The 17573-nt window shown below is 55.2% G+C and carries 16 protein-coding genes and 1 tRNA gene; 13 read left to right on the top strand and 4 right to left on the bottom strand.

Annotation, left to right across the window (positions count from 1 at the left end; all coding sequences use genetic code 11):
* Positions 1 to 158 precede the first annotated feature (158 nt).
* From E2H98_RS14420 to E2H98_RS14440, 5 genes are all read left to right on the top strand, one after another.
* A complete protein-coding gene (locus tag E2H98_RS14420) occupies positions 159 to 3116 on the top strand; it encodes a hypothetical protein (RefSeq protein WP_133590286.1) in 2958 nt (985 codons plus the stop codon).
* A 61-nt stretch (positions 3117 to 3177) separates the two neighbouring features.
* Complete coding sequence (locus E2H98_RS14425) at positions 3178 to 3999, top strand: PEP-CTERM sorting domain-containing protein (protein WP_133590284.1); 822 nt, start codon at positions 3178 to 3180, stop codon at positions 3997 to 3999.
* Positions 4000 to 4279: 280 nt separating this feature from the next.
* Positions 4280 to 6160, top strand: coding sequence for a TonB-dependent receptor plug domain-containing protein (locus tag E2H98_RS14430; protein WP_133590282.1), 1881 nt, complete (start codon positions 4280 to 4282; stop codon positions 6158 to 6160).
* A 33-nt stretch (positions 6161 to 6193) separates the two neighbouring features.
* Positions 6194 to 7159: a hypothetical protein gene (locus tag E2H98_RS14435; RefSeq protein WP_133590280.1), complete on the top strand. Its 966-nt coding sequence runs from the start codon at positions 6194 to 6196 to the stop codon at positions 7157 to 7159.
* Between the two features lie 122 nt (positions 7160 to 7281).
* Positions 7282 to 8097: a Mut7-C RNAse domain-containing protein gene (locus E2H98_RS14440; protein WP_133590278.1), complete on the top strand. Its 816-nt coding sequence runs from the start codon at positions 7282 to 7284 to the stop codon at positions 8095 to 8097.
* Positions 8098 to 8115: 18 nt separating this feature from the next.
* Here E2H98_RS14440 and E2H98_RS14445 read toward each other — a convergent pair whose 3' ends face one another.
* Positions 8116 to 9390, bottom strand: coding sequence for an HD-GYP domain-containing protein (locus E2H98_RS14445; protein WP_232475422.1), 1275 nt, complete (start codon positions 9388 to 9390; stop codon positions 8116 to 8118).
* 196 nt (positions 9391 to 9586) lie between these two features.
* Here E2H98_RS14445 and E2H98_RS14450 point away from each other — a divergent pair, with 196 nt between their 5' ends.
* From E2H98_RS14450 to E2H98_RS14470, 5 genes are all read left to right on the top strand, one after another.
* Positions 9587 to 10282, top strand: a complete 696-nt coding sequence (locus tag E2H98_RS14450; protein WP_157591395.1) for an SURF1 family protein — start codon at positions 9587 to 9589, stop codon at positions 10280 to 10282.
* On the top strand, positions 10269 to 10853 hold the full coding sequence (locus E2H98_RS14455) for a hypothetical protein (protein ID WP_133590274.1): 585 nt from the start codon (positions 10269 to 10271) through the stop codon (positions 10851 to 10853). The genes E2H98_RS14450 and E2H98_RS14455 overlap by 14 nt, the downstream gene beginning before the upstream one ends.
* Position 10854: 1 nt before the next feature.
* A complete protein-coding gene (locus E2H98_RS14460) occupies positions 10855 to 11865 on the top strand; it encodes a COX15/CtaA family protein (protein WP_133590272.1) in 1011 nt (336 codons plus the stop codon).
* Entirely contained in the window at positions 11862 to 12758 is an 897-nt protein-coding gene (gene cyoE / locus E2H98_RS14465; RefSeq protein ID WP_133590270.1) for a heme o synthase, read from the top strand. The genes E2H98_RS14460 and cyoE overlap by 4 nt, the downstream gene beginning before the upstream one ends.
* Before the next feature lie 106 nt (positions 12759 to 12864).
* Positions 12865 to 13503: an SCO family protein gene (locus E2H98_RS14470; protein WP_133590268.1), complete on the top strand. Its 639-nt coding sequence runs from the start codon at positions 12865 to 12867 to the stop codon at positions 13501 to 13503.
* A gap of 74 nt (positions 13504 to 13577) precedes the next feature.
* Here E2H98_RS14470 and E2H98_RS14475 read toward each other — a convergent pair whose 3' ends face one another.
* The 3 genes from E2H98_RS14475 to E2H98_RS14485 form a co-directional block, all read right to left on the bottom strand.
* On the bottom strand, positions 13578 to 14204 hold the full coding sequence (locus tag E2H98_RS14475; protein ID WP_133590266.1) for a response regulator: 627 nt from the start codon (positions 14202 to 14204) through the stop codon (positions 13578 to 13580).
* A complete protein-coding gene (locus E2H98_RS14480; protein ID WP_133590263.1) occupies positions 14201 to 15337 on the bottom strand; it encodes a sensor histidine kinase in 1137 nt (378 codons plus the stop codon). Before E2H98_RS14480 ends, E2H98_RS14475 begins: the two co-directional genes overlap by 4 nt.
* A 94-nt stretch (positions 15338 to 15431) precedes the next feature.
* Positions 15432 to 15505 (bottom strand) — tRNA-Gly (locus tag E2H98_RS14485).
* A gap of 100 nt (positions 15506 to 15605) precedes the next feature.
* Here E2H98_RS14485 and E2H98_RS14490 point away from each other — a divergent pair.
* The 3 genes from E2H98_RS14490 to E2H98_RS14500 are packed head-to-tail and all read left to right on the top strand — an operon-like array spanning position 15606 to position 17530.
* Positions 15606 to 16172, top strand: a complete 567-nt coding sequence (locus E2H98_RS14490) for a hypothetical protein (RefSeq protein ID WP_133590261.1) — start codon at positions 15606 to 15608, stop codon at positions 16170 to 16172.
* A 26-nt stretch (positions 16173 to 16198) separates the two neighbouring features.
* Complete coding sequence (locus E2H98_RS14495; RefSeq protein WP_133590259.1) at positions 16199 to 16669, top strand: hotdog fold domain-containing protein; 471 nt, start codon at positions 16199 to 16201, stop codon at positions 16667 to 16669.
* A gap of 3 nt (positions 16670 to 16672) precedes the next feature.
* Positions 16673 to 17530 (top strand): 23S rRNA (adenine(2030)-N(6))-methyltransferase RlmJ, encoded by an 858-nt coding sequence (locus tag E2H98_RS14500; RefSeq protein WP_133590257.1) that lies wholly within the window; start codon positions 16673 to 16675, stop codon positions 17528 to 17530.
* The last annotated feature ends 43 nt before the right edge of the window (positions 17531 to 17573 follow it).

Consider the following 17573-nt stretch of genomic DNA (forward strand, 5'->3'; position numbering starts at 1 on the left):
TGCTTATAAGCCTAAGTCCCAGTGCCAGTTGATTTTATGTTCAGTGGGAATGGGTTTTGCAGACTCGCCGTTCGTGTCCGATTTCATTTTCGGACCGGTGTTCACAGTGGAGAGGTATGTGAACGCCGATAACGATAACGCCAAAGGAGTGCCACGGCATGAGGAAGAAAACCATCCTCGGACTGGCAACGTTGGCTGCGGCAGTCAGCATTTCACTGCACGCAGCTCCCGTTACTTCGTCCGTCCCCGCATCAAAAGCCGAAACGATTCCGTTTAAAGTCGGCAAAGAACGCAGCGCTGCAGAGCGCCTCCAAGATGAAGCCGCTTTAAAGGCGGCTAAAGCCAACGCCAGCATCAAGTCTCAGAAGAAAACCGAAGGGGTTGAAGTCAACAACCGCTTCCCGGAAGAGCTGTTGTTGCGCAAACCGATCAACACCAAGCGCGACGTGCTGGCTGCCAAGAATGACAAGGCCAAGTCCGGTATTTTTGCGTTGTTTGATCCAACGGTGAAAAACTCGCCAGCCGTTGAACTGTCGGTGCCGGGTTACAGCAATGATGACAACGCGGCCGTCAACGGTGTGCGCATTGCCCCGCCGGATACCAATGGTGATGTCAGCCCGGAATACTATGTCCAGTACGTCAACCTCGGTTGGGTTGTATTGAACAAAGCTGATGGTTCCGTGGCCTATGGTCCGGTTGCCGGCAACTCATTCTGGCAAGGCTTTGGCGGTGCGTGCGAAGCCGAAAACGCCGGTGACCCGATCGTGCTCTACGATCACATTGCCGATCGCTGGTTGTTCAGCCAGTTCACTTCCTCAACCGTCGATGGCCACCAGTGCGTAGCGATTTCCAAAGACAACAAACCGTTCCCGGATGCCGGTGAAACGGCTGCTGACCAGTATTACCGCTACGACTTCGTCGTTAGCCCGAATGGTCAGTTCAACGATTATCCAAAAATCACCGTATGGCCAGATGGCTACTACATGACCACAAACGAATTCACCGCCAGCTTCGTTGGCGTCAACGTCACGGTATTTGACCGGACCGCGATGCTGGCCGGCAACCCGGCCTCGTTCGTTCAGTGGAGCCTTGGCACCAACGATACATTCAGCACCCAACCTAGCCATTTGGAAGGCCCGGATCTGCCGCCAGCCGGCACCTGTAACACGCTGATTCATGTGTCCGACGCTGAAGTTTGGGGTTCACCGTTTGACAGCTATCGCAGCTGGCAGGCCTGTGTCGATTTCGACACCCCCGGAAACTCAACCCTGACCGAAAATCCGCGCTTGGCCGTGGCCGCGTTCGATGCCGAACTCTGCGGCTTCAACCGTAACTGCGTACCGCAACCGACCGGTCAAAGCCTGGATACCTTGGCGCAATTCACCATGTATCGCTTTGCCACCCGTTACTTCCCGGGTCAAGGCCTGAAAGGTGTTGTCACTCATACCGTTGATGTCGGCGGTAACCGTGGTGGCGTGCGCTGGGCCGACTTGGGCATCAGTGGTGCGGGCTTGTCGATTAACGACCAAGGCACGATTGATGCACCAGATGGCGTCTGGCGTTGGTTGCCATCCGGTGCGATGGATTCCTCCGGCAATATCGCCGTCATCTATTCGCGCGGTAATGCGGCGAACTTCGCTTCGCCTTATTACTCGGCACGTGAAGCAGGTGATCCGGCCGGTACGATGCAAACCGAAGCCGTATGTCATAACTCAACTGGCGGTCAAACTGGCACCAACCGTTGGGCCGACTATGCCTCAGTCAGCGTTGACCCGGTCGACAATTGCACGTTCTGGATGACCCACGAATACGTGGAAACTACCGGTTCGTTCAACTGGAATACCCGTGTTTGCAGCTTCCGTTTCCCGAGTTGCGGTGAACCGAGTTTCGGTCTGGCCGGCGACAACCTGGCGCAAGAGTTCTGCTCGGCTGATGGCGCAACGCTGACCCCGATCAATCTCGATGTCGCCAGCTTCCAGGGCTTCACCGATCCGGTGACCTTGAGCTACGACAACCTGCCGACCGGCTTCAGTGGCAACTTCAGCAACAACCCGGTTGTGCCACCAGGCACCAGCATTGCCCAGTTGTTTGCCGATTCGACCGTCAGTTCTGGTCTGTATAACTTCCGGATCAAAGGCATGTCGGGTTCAACCGAGCGCTTCCTGAACGTTAGCGCCCGCGCGTTCGCCTCGGCGCCATCGGCACCGACACTAATCGATCCGGCGGATGGTTCATCCGGCGTCAATACGCAACCGACGTTTACCTGGAATGCTTCCGCGATTGCGCAAAGCTACACCATCCAGATCGACGACGATGCCGACTTCAGCTCGCCGGAAATCGATGAAACCGTTAACGGCACCAGCTTCACGCCGGCTTCGGCCCTGAACACGGATACCAACTACTACTGGCGTGTAATCGCGAACAACGTTTGCGGTTCCAGCGCGGCGTCGGCGGTATCGACGTTCTCGACTGGCCTGTTGGTCTGCTTGGCGCCAAATCTGCCGATTCCGGACAACAACGTTACCGGTGTGATCAGCATCCTGAATGCGGCCGATGTCGGTGCGATCGAAGATCTGAACGTATCGATCAACGCTTCGCATACCTGGGTTGGTGATCTGAAATTCTCGCTGCGTCATGTTGCCAGCAATACGACAATCGACCTGATCGATCGCCCCGGTGTACCGGGCTCGACCTTCGGCTGCTCGTTCAACAACATTGATGCCACGCTGGACGATGCCTCGGCTCAGCCGGTTGAAACCACTTGCAACAGCTCTGGCCCTGCCTTGGCTGGTGTATTGCAACCGAACCAGCCGCTGTCGGCATTCAACGGTTTGGAATTCAGCGGTGATTGGGAACTGCGCATTTCCGACCTTGCTGGTGGCGACACCGGAACGGTTAACCAATGGTGCGTAGTGCCGGTCTTGGCCGCCATTCCTGGCGACCTGAATGACGACCGTTGCGTGGATATCGATGATATGTCGTTGTTGCTCGCGGCAATTCGCAACCGCAGCACCGATCCGCTGTACGACATCAATGGTGACGGCAAGGTCAATAACAATGACCGTCGTGCCCTGACTGATCTGTACACGAATCCGGGCGGCGCGCGTTGCGATTAATCCCGATACAGGAACAGGTGGCTGACAACCGTCAGCCACCGATAAAAATGGAGTACTTCTCATGAAGATGAAAAAAGTGTTTGGAGCCGCGGTTCTGGCCATTGCCAGCATGGTTTCCCACTCGGCATTTGCCGACCTGATTCTGCCGACGGACCCCTTGGTGAAAACCAACCATCCGTCGCTGAACACCGGCAATGTCGGCGGTGATCCGGTAAGCATCGCGGCCACCAGTGGCTGCGCCAGCAGTGATTACTGCACACTGACCGAATTGATCAATGGTGGTTCGCTGTCCGCTGGCGGTTTGACCTTCGGCAACTTCAACCTCGACTTCGATTTCGGCTACGGCGATGCGCTCGACACCGATAACGTATGGGTGCGGGTATTCGATTTCGGCGGCGCGATCATGCTCGACTATGATTTCGCTCCGCTTGGTTTCGGTGGCCCATTGCCTACGTTGCTGTCCGGCGAAGCGAGTGGCTTTATCGACTTGAGCTACTCGGTAGTCAGTGATAGCAGTGTCGATATTTTTGCTGCCTGGTTATGGGATATGATTGGTGCCGGTACGGCCGACGCTGATTACGAACTGCAATTCGACATGACGCTGTTCGATGGTGACACCGAGTTGGCTTATTTGTATCTGTACAGCCTGCTGGAAAATAATTCGGTCATCGATTCCGATGCCGATGACTTGGCCATTTTCGCCGCGTTGAACTCGCTGAACGTGTGGAATTCGATTTCGGCCATTTCGTATGAAGGCCTGAATCTGTTCTACATCGGCGATCAGATGTTCTTCACCGAAGTTACCCAAGTACCGGCACCGTTCACCGTGCTGTTGTTTGGCTTCGGCCTTGCTGCACTGGGTTTGCGCAAACGCGTACGCTAAAAGCGGCAGTGAAAAAGGGCAGAGCAATCTGCCCTTTTTTTATTTGAAGTGTTGTTTTATTGTGGCGGGCATTCGCTGTTTACATGTTTCCTTATAAGCATGTAAGTCATGTCACGAGAAGCTACTTCAACGTGCATGGAGTGAGTAGTGCGAACATGGAGTCCAAGGGCATCAAGGGCTATTGGTAGGTTTTTTGTACTCCGCGACGAACCACTCATCTTCACCCAGGCAGTGTTTGAAATCGCTTCTTCACGGATTGAAATAAAAGGCTGTTAAAACAATGCGTTGTAAAAGCACCATTTTCTGTGTGGCTATTCTTGCTTTTTCCGTCAATCACGCCGTCTCGGCAGAACATAATGCAGAAACGATTACGGTGCACGGTACCCGCGTTATCGCCTCTGGCTACGACATGGTGTCGGCCGCTGTGCAGACGGTTGAGCTCGACGATAATCCGTTTCCGGCGACAACACTGACCGATGCGCTGCTGGAATTGGATGGCATCGAAACCAGCGGCCAGGGTGGTTGGTTTCAAGTGTTTTCTGTGCGCGGCGTTTCGCGCAATCGGGTGGTGACGTTTCTTTCCGGTATTCCGATTTACACCGAGCGTCGCGCCGGCAGTTCGGTGCATTTCATTGATCCCGCCTTGCTGGAGCGTGCCACCGTGATTTCCGGGCCAGCCACCAGCATCTACGGTGTGGGCGCTATTGGCGGCGTTGTGCAGTTGGAGGCCTCCACCATTTCTGCACCGCGATTTGGCCTGCGTTACGACAGCAATGGCGATGGTTATTCCCTGTATGGCGGCACTGGCGGTGAAACGTATTCTTTGGGCGTTGCCTATCAAAAACAGGACGACAGTGAAGCGGCCAATGGTTTGTTGCTTAATGATCATGGTGAGCGCTGGTCAACGCTGTATCGGCAACAATGGCAAGCGTTTGGCGGCAAACTGGAATTGTTGGCGATGCCGGCAAAACTCGATGATGTCGGTCGCGTCAATGCCGACTTTTACGATGGCACCGTAACCGAAACGCCAGAAGAACAGCATCTGCCGCTACGTTTGAGTTACACCGACAACCGTTTTTGGCAAGCCGCCGTCTGGTTGCACGACAGCGAGATGACGACGGTGACCACCGAAATCGGCAACGAAAGCAATGCCGTTGAAAACCTCGCAACCGATTACGGCGTTAACCTCCATCGTTTGTTGCCGGGTGAACAATGGAACAGCCGCATTGGTGTGGAACACGCGGCGCGCCGATCAGTCAATGCCGATGAGTCGCTGACGGATTTGAACACGATGATCGTCACCGAGCGCGCAGCGCTTGCCGACGGCGAAGAGGCGCAGCTGGGATTATTTGCCGAAACCGAAACGGTGATTGGCGACAGCACCTTGCAGTTTGGTCTGCGTTGGACTGATATTGAGCAATCGGCCGCTGGATTCTCGTCCATTTCTGATCAGGCCGTGGCGATGCACGCCGGCTGGCGTTATCAGCAAAACGATGCCTGGATGTGGACGATCGGTATTGGTTCGGCTTATCGTTTCCCGGCGCTGACCGAACGTTTCTACAACGGTATGACGGCGCGTGGTGATTTGCTTGGCAATGCCGATCTGGAGCCAGAACAGGCTGTGGGCATTGATCTCGGTTTACACGCGCGCGTCGGTGCCGGTGTGCTGCGCACGCAGCTCTATCATCAGGAGTTCGAGGACTATATCGAGCGCATCAACCTGCCGAATCGAACCCGCACTTACGTGAACCTGGCCGAAGGTGAAATTTACGGAGCCGAACTCAGTTATCGCTGGAACTGGAACGAGCAATGGTACAGCGAACTGTCCGGACACTATGTTCACGGCGAAAGCGGCGAAGGCGAGCCGTTGTCGGAAATTCCCGCCTCAAGAGCGCAGGCCTCGGTAGGTGTGCGCGCCGACCGCTGTCAGGCGGAGCTGCGCTTGACGCATCGCCTGGAAAAAGACGATGTCGGAGGGGATGAGTTACTGCTGGACTCCAGTTCCTATGCCGATATCAGTGCCAGTTGTTTTATCGGAGACCATTGGCGCCTGTCGCTGGTTTCACGTAACCTCAATGACGAGCTATACCGCCTGAATGCCGATGAACAATCGGGATTCGCGCGGGGTCGTAATATCGAGCTGGTGATCGACTGGCGATAACCGGCTTATTCACCTACAGGGAGCACGAACCATATGGATGCCAAATCCTTCGCCCTCGCTTTCAGCCTGTTGGCCGTCAGTGGTCTGAGTCTTGCCGCCAAACCGGTCAAGCCACCGAGCGAGCAACTGCGTCATGAGCGCAACCAAATTGCCGTGGTTACCGTGCAGTCGGTCGCCAAACAAGCGGTCACCGTCGAACAGCAACAATCATTGATGGGTGATGCGTTCAACACCATCACGCTGCATTTCGACCCGGCCGCCAAGCCAGAGCTGGTGAAGGGCCAACAAGCCATTGTCGTGTTCAGCCGTTTCCAGAAAGATCCGATGTTGCGCGATGTCTGGGTTGAGCGCGAAAAGGGACCAACGATTGTCGATTTTCCGGAGGTGCCGGCTGCCTGGTTCCCGGTTTCCGACAGCTTGAAATTGCTGCTGAGTGGCCCGAACAAAGCTGTCGGCCCGGAAAAGCGGGTGGATGCTGCCTTGGATCTGGCGCAATCAAACGACACAGCCAATCAGTATTTCGGGGCGCTGGAACTGTTCCTCGATGAACAATTGCAGGCAGCACTGACACCGGAGCACAGCAAGCGCCTGGCCGCGATTGTGGCTAACCCAAAAACCAGTGAGCACCACAAAGAACTGTTGATGCGGGTTGCGGCCAGTCTGCCGGTTGATGATAGTGCCTGGCTGTTGCCGACCGCTCGTCAGCAGCTGACCGAACTGGGTGTCACTTACGATCTCGCTTCGCGCAAGCCGGCCTTGGCGCTGGTCAGTGCCCGTTTGATCAAAGAGCGCGGCAATGCCGATGATATCGAGCTGCTGGCGTCGCTATTGCACAGCAACGCGCCAGCGGTCGCTCGTGCCGCATTGGCCGGTTTGGCGCGCATTGCACCTGAGCAAGCCAAAGCCAAAGCCGAAGCGGCATTGGCCAAAGGCAATATTGCCGCTGACACGCGCCTGAGCCTGCAGCAGTACCTGAAAACCGGCAAGCTGCCGGGTTAAGTCCTTGCCTGCTCACTCTGCTGATCGCGGTTGGCAGAGTGAGTGCTCAAAAATAAAAAGGCACAAAACTCCTTCTTCAGTGACGTTGTCAAAACTTATCCTTCCCGCAGGTTGGTTTAGCAATGACAAACGACTCCAACTCTCCCTCAGCACGACTCCTCCCGAAAACCGGGCGTGGAGAGCGCGTCTGCGAATTTCGCTTCTATGAGGAGTTGAATGCGTTTTTACCGCCGGAGTGGCGCAAAAAAACGCTTCGTTACGCGTTCAACGGTACGCCTTCGGTCAAGGACGCAATTCAGGCGCTGGGGGTACCGAAAACCGAGGTCGATTTGATCCTGGTCGATGGCCAGTCGGTGAATTTTTCTTATCGCTTGCAAGGGGGCGAGCGAGTCGCGGTGTATCCAGTATTTGAATCACTGGAAATTGGCGGTTTGCAGCGCTTGCGTTTTGCGCCGCTGCGTGAGACAAAATTTGTACTCGATGTGCATCTAGGCAAGCTGGTGCGCTGGTTGCGCCTGGCCGGTTTTGATTGTCGGTATCAAAACGATTTTAGCGATCAGCAATTGATCGACATCAGCAACACCGAACATAGAATCCTGCTGACCCGCGATACCGGCATCCTGAAACGCAATGAAGTCAGCCATGGCTTGTTTGTTCACCAAACCGAACCGGAAGTGCAATGTCAGGAAATTTTGTCGCGCCTCGATTTGTATCAACGTATGCAACCGTTCAGCCGTTGCCTGCGCTGCAATGGTGAGCTGAAGCCGGTCGCCAAACAGGAAGTTGCTGAACTGTTGCCGGAGCGAGTGCGGCGCGATCAATCGTCGTTTGTGCGCTGTCAGCAATGCCGGAAAATCTATTGGCCCGGCAGTCATTATTCGCGCTTGCGGGAACGTTTCCAGCGATGGCAGCAAGATGCCCCGACCTCGACATCATGAAACGATTGCGCAGACGGCTCAGCTTGCCGCCAGTTTCTCCAGCACATCCTGCTGCAGCAGCGCTTTCACTTCATCACTGTTGGCATGCAGTCCGTAACTGCCATCGGCAATACTCTCGCTGATCTTGTACGGATTGCCATCGGGTGCGACACACACCTGCGCCAGATTCAACCGTCGCGGTGGGCACGGTTTGCCGTTGGCATCGCGCAGCACGACGACCACAGGGCGTAAGCGATACGTCGCGTTGGACTCCAATACAATGCCGCATTCATCGGTATGCAAACGCACCAGCGTGCCGACCGGAAAAACACCAAGCCACTCGATGAATTGCACGACCAGCTTGTCGTCGAACTGACTGCCGCGACCTTTCATCAACACTTTCAGCGCTTCCATCGGTGGTCGCGCCGTGTCATAAACCCGGTGACTGGTGATGGCATCGTAGACGTCGCAGATACTGACAATAAACGCACGATGTGGAATTTGTTCTTTGGTCAGGCCGCGCGGGTAACCGGTACCATCCAGCCGTTCATGATGAGCGTGGGTGACATCGACTACCGAAGTCGGTAAATCCTTGTGGCCAAGCAGCAATTCGTAGCCACGCTGAGCGTGCGATTTCATGTGCTCGAATTCTTCTACGCTCAGTTTTCCAGGCTTGTTCAGGATGCTCATGTCGACTTTCATTTTGCCGACATCGTGCAGCAGGCCAGCCAAGCCAATTACTTTCAGCTCCGGTTTGTCGTAGCCAAGAAAACGCGCGAAACCAATGCACAGCAATGACACCGATAAACAGTGTTGCGAGGTGTACTCGTCCTGCGATTTCAAGCGCATGAACCAAAGCATGGCGCTTTCGTTGCTGAGCATCTGCTCAACGGTTTCGGAAACATAGGATTTGCAGGCTTTGACGTCGAGGCCGCGACCGAGCTGAATATCGTGCAGGGCGCTTTTGATTAAATCCGAGCCGCGTTGATGCACCGCACGGGCATGCTCGATGGTTTGACTTAACGGTTTTTTGCCGGTTCTCAGCTCTCGCCGGTTTTTTTCCTCATCGTCTTGCGACTCGGCAATAACGTGGCGCTGCTGCGATTCGGTGACCGCGACAAAGCGGGTGTCATCAACGTAAACGTACTCGCACTGCTGCTGCACGGCATCGATATCGGCGTGGCTCAACAGAGGAAACCCCTGAAACAGGAATGTAGTTTCCTCCCAGGGCTTGTCGACTTCGCAAACATACATGCCCAACAGCAATTGCGAACTGGGCAGTTTGCGCTTTCGTAATTCTTTGATACGGGACAATTAACGGCTTCCCTTACGGTTCTCGGGCAACAATCGACTCAGGACAGCAGTAAATGTAGTGGGCAAAAACGGATTTGTCCTGCCGGTTGCGGCAGCCCGTGCTAATGCAGGGGGTAGGAGATATCGATTCTCAGCACCGCGATGGCCCGCTGTGCTAGGATCGCGCCCGTTTTTTGACCACCATCCGGCTTGCTCCGTGCTGACCCGTTTCCGCCCCGGCCTCTGGCCAACCCTGACTGTGCTCGCAGCGCTGGTGCTGACGGTCAATCTGGGCTTTTGGCAGTTGCGTCGGGCGGCGGAAAAGCAGGCGTTGCTCGATGGCTGGCGGCAGGCGATGCAAGGTCCGGCGCTGAGCATCGGCGAGGCGGCTGCCCAACTAGGCAGCGGCAAGCCAATTAAGGCGCAAGTGCAAGGTCGCTGGTTGCCGGAACCGTTGGTGGTCTGGGAGAACCGGCGGCTTGATGAGCGCCAGGGCATGCAGTTTCTGCAATGGCTGGAAACCGATGCCGGGCTTTTGCTGATCGATCGCGGCTGGAGCGCCGTAATGGTGGCGCCGGCGAGCGGCGAGGCGAGTGTGTCGGGTCAGTTATTGCAACCGGAATCGCCCTGGCGGCGACCGGTATTGAGCGGGCAGGGCGGCGTCATTAGAACACCGGTGCTCGATATGCCGGCGCTGGCCGAGTTGGCCCCCGCGGGTAAAACATCGCTCAGTTATCTGTTGCGGTTGCACGGTGACAGCGAAGCGGCGCTGGCACCGGTCGGCCACCAACATCCGGTGATGCCGGTGCGTCACTATGGTTATGCGGTCACCTGGTTCGGTCTGAGCCTGGCGATCCTGTTGTTATTCCTCAAATGGTCCTGGCGGAAATCCGAAGTTCATGAACGAGACTGAACAACCCACACGCTTGTCGCGGGCGGAGATCATCCGTAACCGCATCAAACTGCTGGCCATCATGGCCGTCTTTGCGCTGCCGGTATTGATTGCCTACATGGGCTTTTTCGGCGGCTGGTTTCAAGACCGCCACACGGTCAACAAAGGCGAATTGCTGAATCCGACGCTGACCTTAAGCCAGTTTGAACTGGTCGATGCCGTCGACGCCTCAGCGTTCGAAACCGGTCAACATTGGTGGCTGCTGTTGGTGCAGACTCCGGGTACTTGTGATGCCTCGTGCGAACGGCAATTGATCACACTGCGTCAGACCTGGATTGGTCTTGGCAAACATCAGGAGCGGGTGCATACCGCTGTCGTCGGTGGCGAGCCGGGTAATCAGCCGCTGGAGCAAACCCGGGTGCTGCGCGCCAAGGGTAGCGATGCGCTGCCACCGGCGTTTTACATCGTCGATCCGCTCGGCAACATCATGTTGCGTTACCAATTGCCACAGAGCGAGCAGGACGCCATCGATCGCGCCAAGGATATGCGTACCGATTTTTCCAAATTGCTTCGTTATTCGCGGATAGGTTGATATGACACGCCGTTTTACCCTGACTCGTCGTTTGGTCGGTTTCTCCATTGTGCTGGCCATGGTAGTCATCATGCTCGGCGCATGGACGCGTTTGTCGGATGCCGGTCTCGGCTGTCCGGATTGGCCCGGTTGTTACGGTCATTTGGTCGTGCCGGAAAAAGATCATCAGCTTGAGCGCGCCGCAGCGTTGTTTCCGGAACACACGGTTGAGGCACATAAGGCCTGGCCGGAAATGATTCACCGCTATTTCGCCGGCACGCTCGGCTTGTTGATTTACGCGATTGCGTTTTTCAGCTGGCGTCAGCGCAAGCAAGGACATCCGGTGATACTGCCCACGTTCTTGGCGATCTGGGTGACCTGGCAGGCTGCACTTGGCATGTGGACCGTGACTTTGAAGTTATGGCCCATCGTCGTCATGGCGCATTTGCTGGGCGGCTTCATCACGCTGGTGGCGCTGGCCATTCTGCATCTGAATATTTCCTTCCCGGAAATGCATGTCGAGGTGAAAAATCGCACACGCTTGCTGGCGAAAATTGCTGCCGCCGTGGTGTTTGTGCAAATCATGCTCGGTGGTTGGGTCAGTGCCAATTACGCGGCGCTGGCTTGTACTGAGTTTCCGATTTGTCATGTCGGCTGGACCGAACACGCCGACTTCGCCAAAGGTTTTGAGCCGCATTATCCCGGTGAGAAAAACTACGAGTTTGGTTTGCTGAGCCCGGAAGCGCGAGTCGCCGTGCACGCCACACATCGTATCGGTGCTTACACGACGTTTGCCGTCATGGCGCTGTTGGTTTTCTGGCTTTGGCGCGAAAAAGCGGCGTTCGCGAAATTATTTGCGCCAGTGCTGGCCGTTGTGCTGATCGTGCAAATGTCATTGGGTGTCGCGAACGTCGTTATGCATTTGCCGCTCAATGTCGCGGTCGCGCACAACGCCGTTGGCGCGTTGTTGCTGCTGACTATTGCGATTCTAAACGTCGTCTTGATTCGCGGCCGACAGCGAGCGCAGACATGAACGAAGCAAGCAACGTCAGTCTCGGCTGGCGCGACTATTTTGAACTGACCAAGCCGCGTGTCGTGGCTCTGCTGCTGCTGACAGCCGTGGTCGGCATGTTCCTGGCGCAAGATCCGGCGGTGTCATTGTTGCCGCCGTGGCAGGCACTAGTGTTTGGTACGCTCGGTATTGGCCTTGCCTCCGGTTCCGCTGCCGCCGTCAATCACGTACTCGATCAGCGCATCGATGCCATCATGGCGCGCACCAGCAACCGGCCGTTGCCAAAAGGCAAAATGACGACCTTACCGGCGGCGTTGTTTGCTGCGCTGCTGGCGGTACTGTCGATGGTCATGCTGTGGTTTTTGGTTAACCCAACCACGGCGGTGTTGACCTTTTTGAGCCTGGTCGGTTACGCGTTTATCTACACCGGTTACTTGAAACGGGCTACGACGCAGAACATCGTGATCGGTGGTTTATCCGGTGCGGCGCCACCGCTGCTGGGCTGGGCTTCTGTCAGTGGCGATATTCACCCGCACGCGTTGTTATTGGTGCTAATCATTTTCGTCTGGACGCCACCGCATTTCTGGGCGCTGGCGATTCATCGCAAAGACGATTACGCGAAAGCCGATATCCCGATGCTACCTGTGGTGTTTGGTGTCGAATTCACCAAAACCAGCGTGCTGGGTTACACGGTATTGCTGGTGCTGACCACGCTGCTACCTTACCTGACCAAAATGAGCGGCCTGATTTATTTAATCGGCTCGCTGATTCTCGGTTTCTGGTTCCTGTGGCACGCGTTTATGTTGAAATACCGTGACGATGGTACGCGCGCGATGGCGACGTTCCGATTTTCGATTCTGTATCTGATGGCGCTGTTTGTCGTGCTGTTGGTTGACCATTACGTCACGATTTAATGACTGAAGAGTAGCGTCATTCCCGCGTAGGCGGGAATCCAGAGCCAATCGACTTCTGGACTTCTGCCTATTTGGATCTGCCATTCTCAAGGGGGAGTAGCAAACCATGTCCATGTTTCGCCGCCAAAGCTGGATCATCGTCGCCGTCGTTGTCGTCGCCGCCATCGCCGGTGCCTGGTTTCTGCAATCCGCCAGCCAGCCGGAAACGATTGTCGAATTGAAAACTGGCCAGCGTTATCCGGAGCCGAAAAGTCTGGCGGGTTTCAAACTCGTTGACCAACACGGCCAGCCATTTACGCTGGAGCAGTTGCAAGGCAAATGGAGTTTCGTTTTCTTCGGCTACACCACCTGCCCGGATATTTGTCCGATGACACTATCGGAAATGGCTCGTCTGCAAAGCATGCTGCCGGATGCACTGAAAAACGATACCCGTTTTGTTTTTATTTCAGTCGACCCGGAGCGCGACACCGTTGAACAACTGGCGCAGTACCTGCCGTTCTTCAATGCTGACATCATCGGCGTCACCGGCGAGCTTGATGGCACTACTGCATTCGCGCGTCAGCTCGGCGTCGCGGCGGTCAAAGTACCGCAGGAAGGCGGTAGCTACTTGGTCGATCACAGCGTCCGCGTGTTTCTGCTGAACCCGAAAGGCGAGCGTTATGCGCTGTTTTCACCAACCGTTGGCGCCAGTTTCCGGGCTGATGAATTGTTGGCGGATTATTTGATGGTTCGTGGGCAGAATTGATCCGCTCTCACCAAGGCATTTCGATCTACTGTTGCGATTGGTAGGTGCGAATTCATTCGCACACTGGCTAAGGTTTAAAGCAGTCCATGCTCCATCGCTTTCAATACCGCTCGCGTCCTGTCTCGCACCCCCAGCTTCGCCAAAATCTCTGAAATATAATTTTTCACCGTGCCTTCGGCCAGTTCCAATGCGCGGGCGATTTCCTTGTTGCTGAATCCTGCCGACATCAGTTGTAGCACTTCCTGTTCACGTGCCGATAAAGGTTCCACTGACAACAGCGGATCGACATCCGTTTTGATTGGCTTGTCTGGTATCGCCACCGGCTTGATGATGCTCTTGCCCTGGTGCACGGCTTTGACGGCATCGAGCAACTCATCGAGCGCCACGTCTTTCAGCAAATAACCACGGGCACCGGCTTCGATGCTGGCGATTACGCCTTCGTCGTCATCGAAGGTGGTCAGGATAATCACCGGAATAGTGATTTTCGCTGCGCGCATTTTTTTTAAGGTTTCGACGCCGTTACAAACCGGCATGCGCAAATCGAGCAGGATGACATCGGGCTTGTGATCGGCGAGCCAGGGTAACAACTCATCGCCATGATTGAATTCGGCGACGACGGTTAAGTCCTTGCTCAGCGACAGCAGCGAGACAATACCTTGACGCACCAGCGTCTGGTCGTCGACTATCGCTACCTTAATCATGACGCAGGCAAGCTCAAGTGTACGAAAAAGCCCTGATTTTCGGCGCTGCCGTAACGTAGCGTGCCAGACAGCGCTTCGACTCGCTCACGCAGCCCTTTCAAGCCGTATCCTTCGGCAATCGGATGTTGGACTTGGCCGTTATCGATGGCATCGATGATCAGATTTTCCTGTTCCTGACGGATATTGATCGTCAGCTCGCTGGCATCGGAATGCTTTAAACAATTGGTGATGATTTCCTGCGTGGCGCGCAGAATCGTCTCAGCGGTTTTCGCATCATGGCAAAGTAACTCGCGCTCGACGTCCAGCTTCAGTTTCAGGCGTGGCACAACAGCAACAATCGGTTGCAGCAACTCGCGGATATTGACGCTTGGGAGCGCACGCATATCGCTGACCGTGGCACGCACATCGGCCAGCAACAATTTGGTCAGGTGCCGGGATTTCTGAATGGTGTTTTGCAAGGCCTCGCCTTGTTGATGACTGGCGAGCTCCAATTGCAGCGCCAGACTGGTCAGGTGATGACCCATGCTGTCATGCAAGTCACGGGCAATACGCAGCCGCTCATGTTCCTTGGCATTGGCGGCCAGTAATTGTTGCGTTGCCTGCAACTCAGCATTTTTCTCGGCCAACTTGTCGCGGGCTTTTTCCGCCTCCAGTGCATGCACCGACAGTAGAATTCCGAAGCTGGAAAACAGGAAATACATCGCCAACTCCCAGATCCAGCTTTGATCAGAATGCTGCCATTGATCGATGCCAATCAATAGCACCAACGTCAGTGCCGTCGCCAGCAGTGAACGCACCATCGATGTGACATGCGGCAACTGGCTGGCCCAGATAATCACATAAATCAGATGCAGACTGCGCACTTCAATCAATTGCATCAGTAAGATCGAGACCCACTGCAACGCCAGGGCAAAACGTTCAAGCTGCCCCTCGTTGAACGTAAACGGTTGCGTGTAGCGCAGAAAACCGGTGATAAAACCCAAAAGACCCAGACTGTAGCCCAGCGCTTGTGGCCACGGCATATCGATGACGGCACGTCGATCGACAAACACCGATAAATAGGCAATCAGCAGCCAAGTGCCGATACCGACAAACACCAGATGATCGGTGCGTTTCCACTGGAATTTGAACATCGTGTGCTCCGCCAGACAAACCTTCACTGGCAATGTAAGGCATGCTTAGCGCATCGCCAAGTGCCGAAAGTCACGATGAATAATGAAGAAGGAATGGAGCGGGTGATGGGAATCGAACCCACGCTATCGGCTTGGGAAGCCGAAGTTCTGCCATTGAACTACACCCGCCTGTCGCTGCGCATATTAGCGATGCGTACGGTTATCTACAATGCAGTGAGCCATAGGGGCTGGCATAATGCCTGCACCATTCCGAACAGGACGGACCATTATGCACAGATGGATTATGGCGGGTAGTTTGTTGGCGGCTTCGCTGACCTCGGTGGCTGAGCAACGGCTGGTGTTTGGTAGCGGTTATCGTTGGACCCAGGATGTCACCGTCGATCAGGTGGATACCGGCATTCGTGAAGACCAGAGTTTGGCGGCGGCATTTGAATGGCCGTATTCGGCCGTTGCCGATTGGCAACTTTATCTCAGCCAGACGGAAACCGACGTCGACAACGCGGCGCGCGATGCCTTGGATATCCGCGTGGCGCAAATTGGTGGTGTGCGTTGGCTCGAGTCCGGTGATTTTCGTCCCTACCTCGGTGCTACCGGTGGAGTGACGCAACTGTCGCTGGCCGACGACACGATGACCCGTGCTTCACTTTCGCTGTTTGCCGGTTTGAATTGGGATATCGCATCGGCTGCCGCGATACGCGCCGAACTGCGCTGGATAGGTACCTATGTTGATTCCGAGACGGAGTTGCGTTGTGCCGGTGGCCGCTGTGTGCTGACCGTTGATGCCGGCTTGTGGCGGCAGACTGACGCCAATCTGCAAGTGGTGTTTCGCTTTTAATTTCTCATTGTTTCAGGAAAATAATAATGACTAATTTTGTTATGTCGAAATGGCAGCAGATGCATGGCAGTGCATTGGGCCGCTGGTTGTTCACGAAAATCGTTTGTATGCGCGCGCCATACTTCGCCAGCATTTCGCCGCGTTTCGAGGTGCTCGATCACAACTCGGCAACGGTTTATGTAAAAAAACGCCGACGCGTGACCAATCATATCAACACCGTGCACGCAATTGCCATGTGCAATGCTTGCGAACTGGTGGCTGGAGTTGGCATGGAAGCAAATATGCCCAAACACATGCGCTGGATTCCGAAAGGCATGACGGTCAGCTATCTGGCAAAATCCACCGGCGGAGTACGGGTGCAAGGCCGTTTCACGATTCCGGAAGGCAACGAAGCCGTTGATGTGCCGGTGCAATGCGATGTCGTCGATGATGCCGGCAAGCTGGTCATGACGGCGGTTGTCACCATGTATTTATCACCACGCAAGAAAGCTGAGTAACTGATGCAACTGAATTATCGCCACGGATTCCATGCCGGCAATGTCGCCGATGTGTTCAAACACACGATGTTGTTGCTATTGCTGGAAGCGATGCAGAAAAAAGACAAACCGTTTCTGTATCTGGACACTCACGCCGGGCGCGGTCAGTACGATTTGCTCGCCAGCGAAGGCGAAGCAACCGGCGAATGGCGCGATGGTATTGCCCGCTTGCAGGACTGGCCCGATGCGCCGGCAATCGTGCAAACCTTGCTGGACGACATCCGGCAATTGAATCGTCATCGCGGTCAAACTGCGCTTCGGTACTATCCTGGGTCGCCATGGTTAGCGATGCAGCATTTGCGTGAGCAAGATCGAGCGGTGTTCTGCGAGCTGCAACAGACCGAATACAAAACCCTGCAGCAGTATTTGGCGCCATTTATTCGTGCAGAAGTCGAGCAGCGTGATGGTTATCAAGCGCTGAAAGCTTTGCTGCCACCAGTGGAAAAGCGCGCACTGGTGTTGATCGACCCACCCTTTGAAACCGAGAAAGACAGTTGGAGTGCGTTGGTCAAATCCTTGCAGGAAGCGCATCGTCGATTCGCCACCGGCGTTTACACCATTTGGTATCCGGTCAAGGCGCAAAGCGAAGCGCGTCGCTTTCATCGACTATTGAAAGACAGCGGCATTCGCCGAATTGCTTACGCTGAGTTGACCACGTTTGAAGATGTTGCCAACGTTGGTTTGAATGGCAGTGGTATGATCATCGTCAATCCGCCTTACCAGCTTGATCAACAATTGGCTGAGGTGATGCCGGCGATGTGGCGGCGCTTATCGGAACGGGGCGCCGGAAAGTTCGAACAAGGCGTTATTGTCGGCGAGTAAATTTAATCTCGCGCAATAAAAAAGGCGTGCTGAGCACGCCTTT

Source organism: Permianibacter aggregans (assembly GCF_009756665.1).
Lineage (GTDB): Bacteria > Pseudomonadota > Gammaproteobacteria > Enterobacterales > Permianibacteraceae > Permianibacter > Permianibacter aggregans.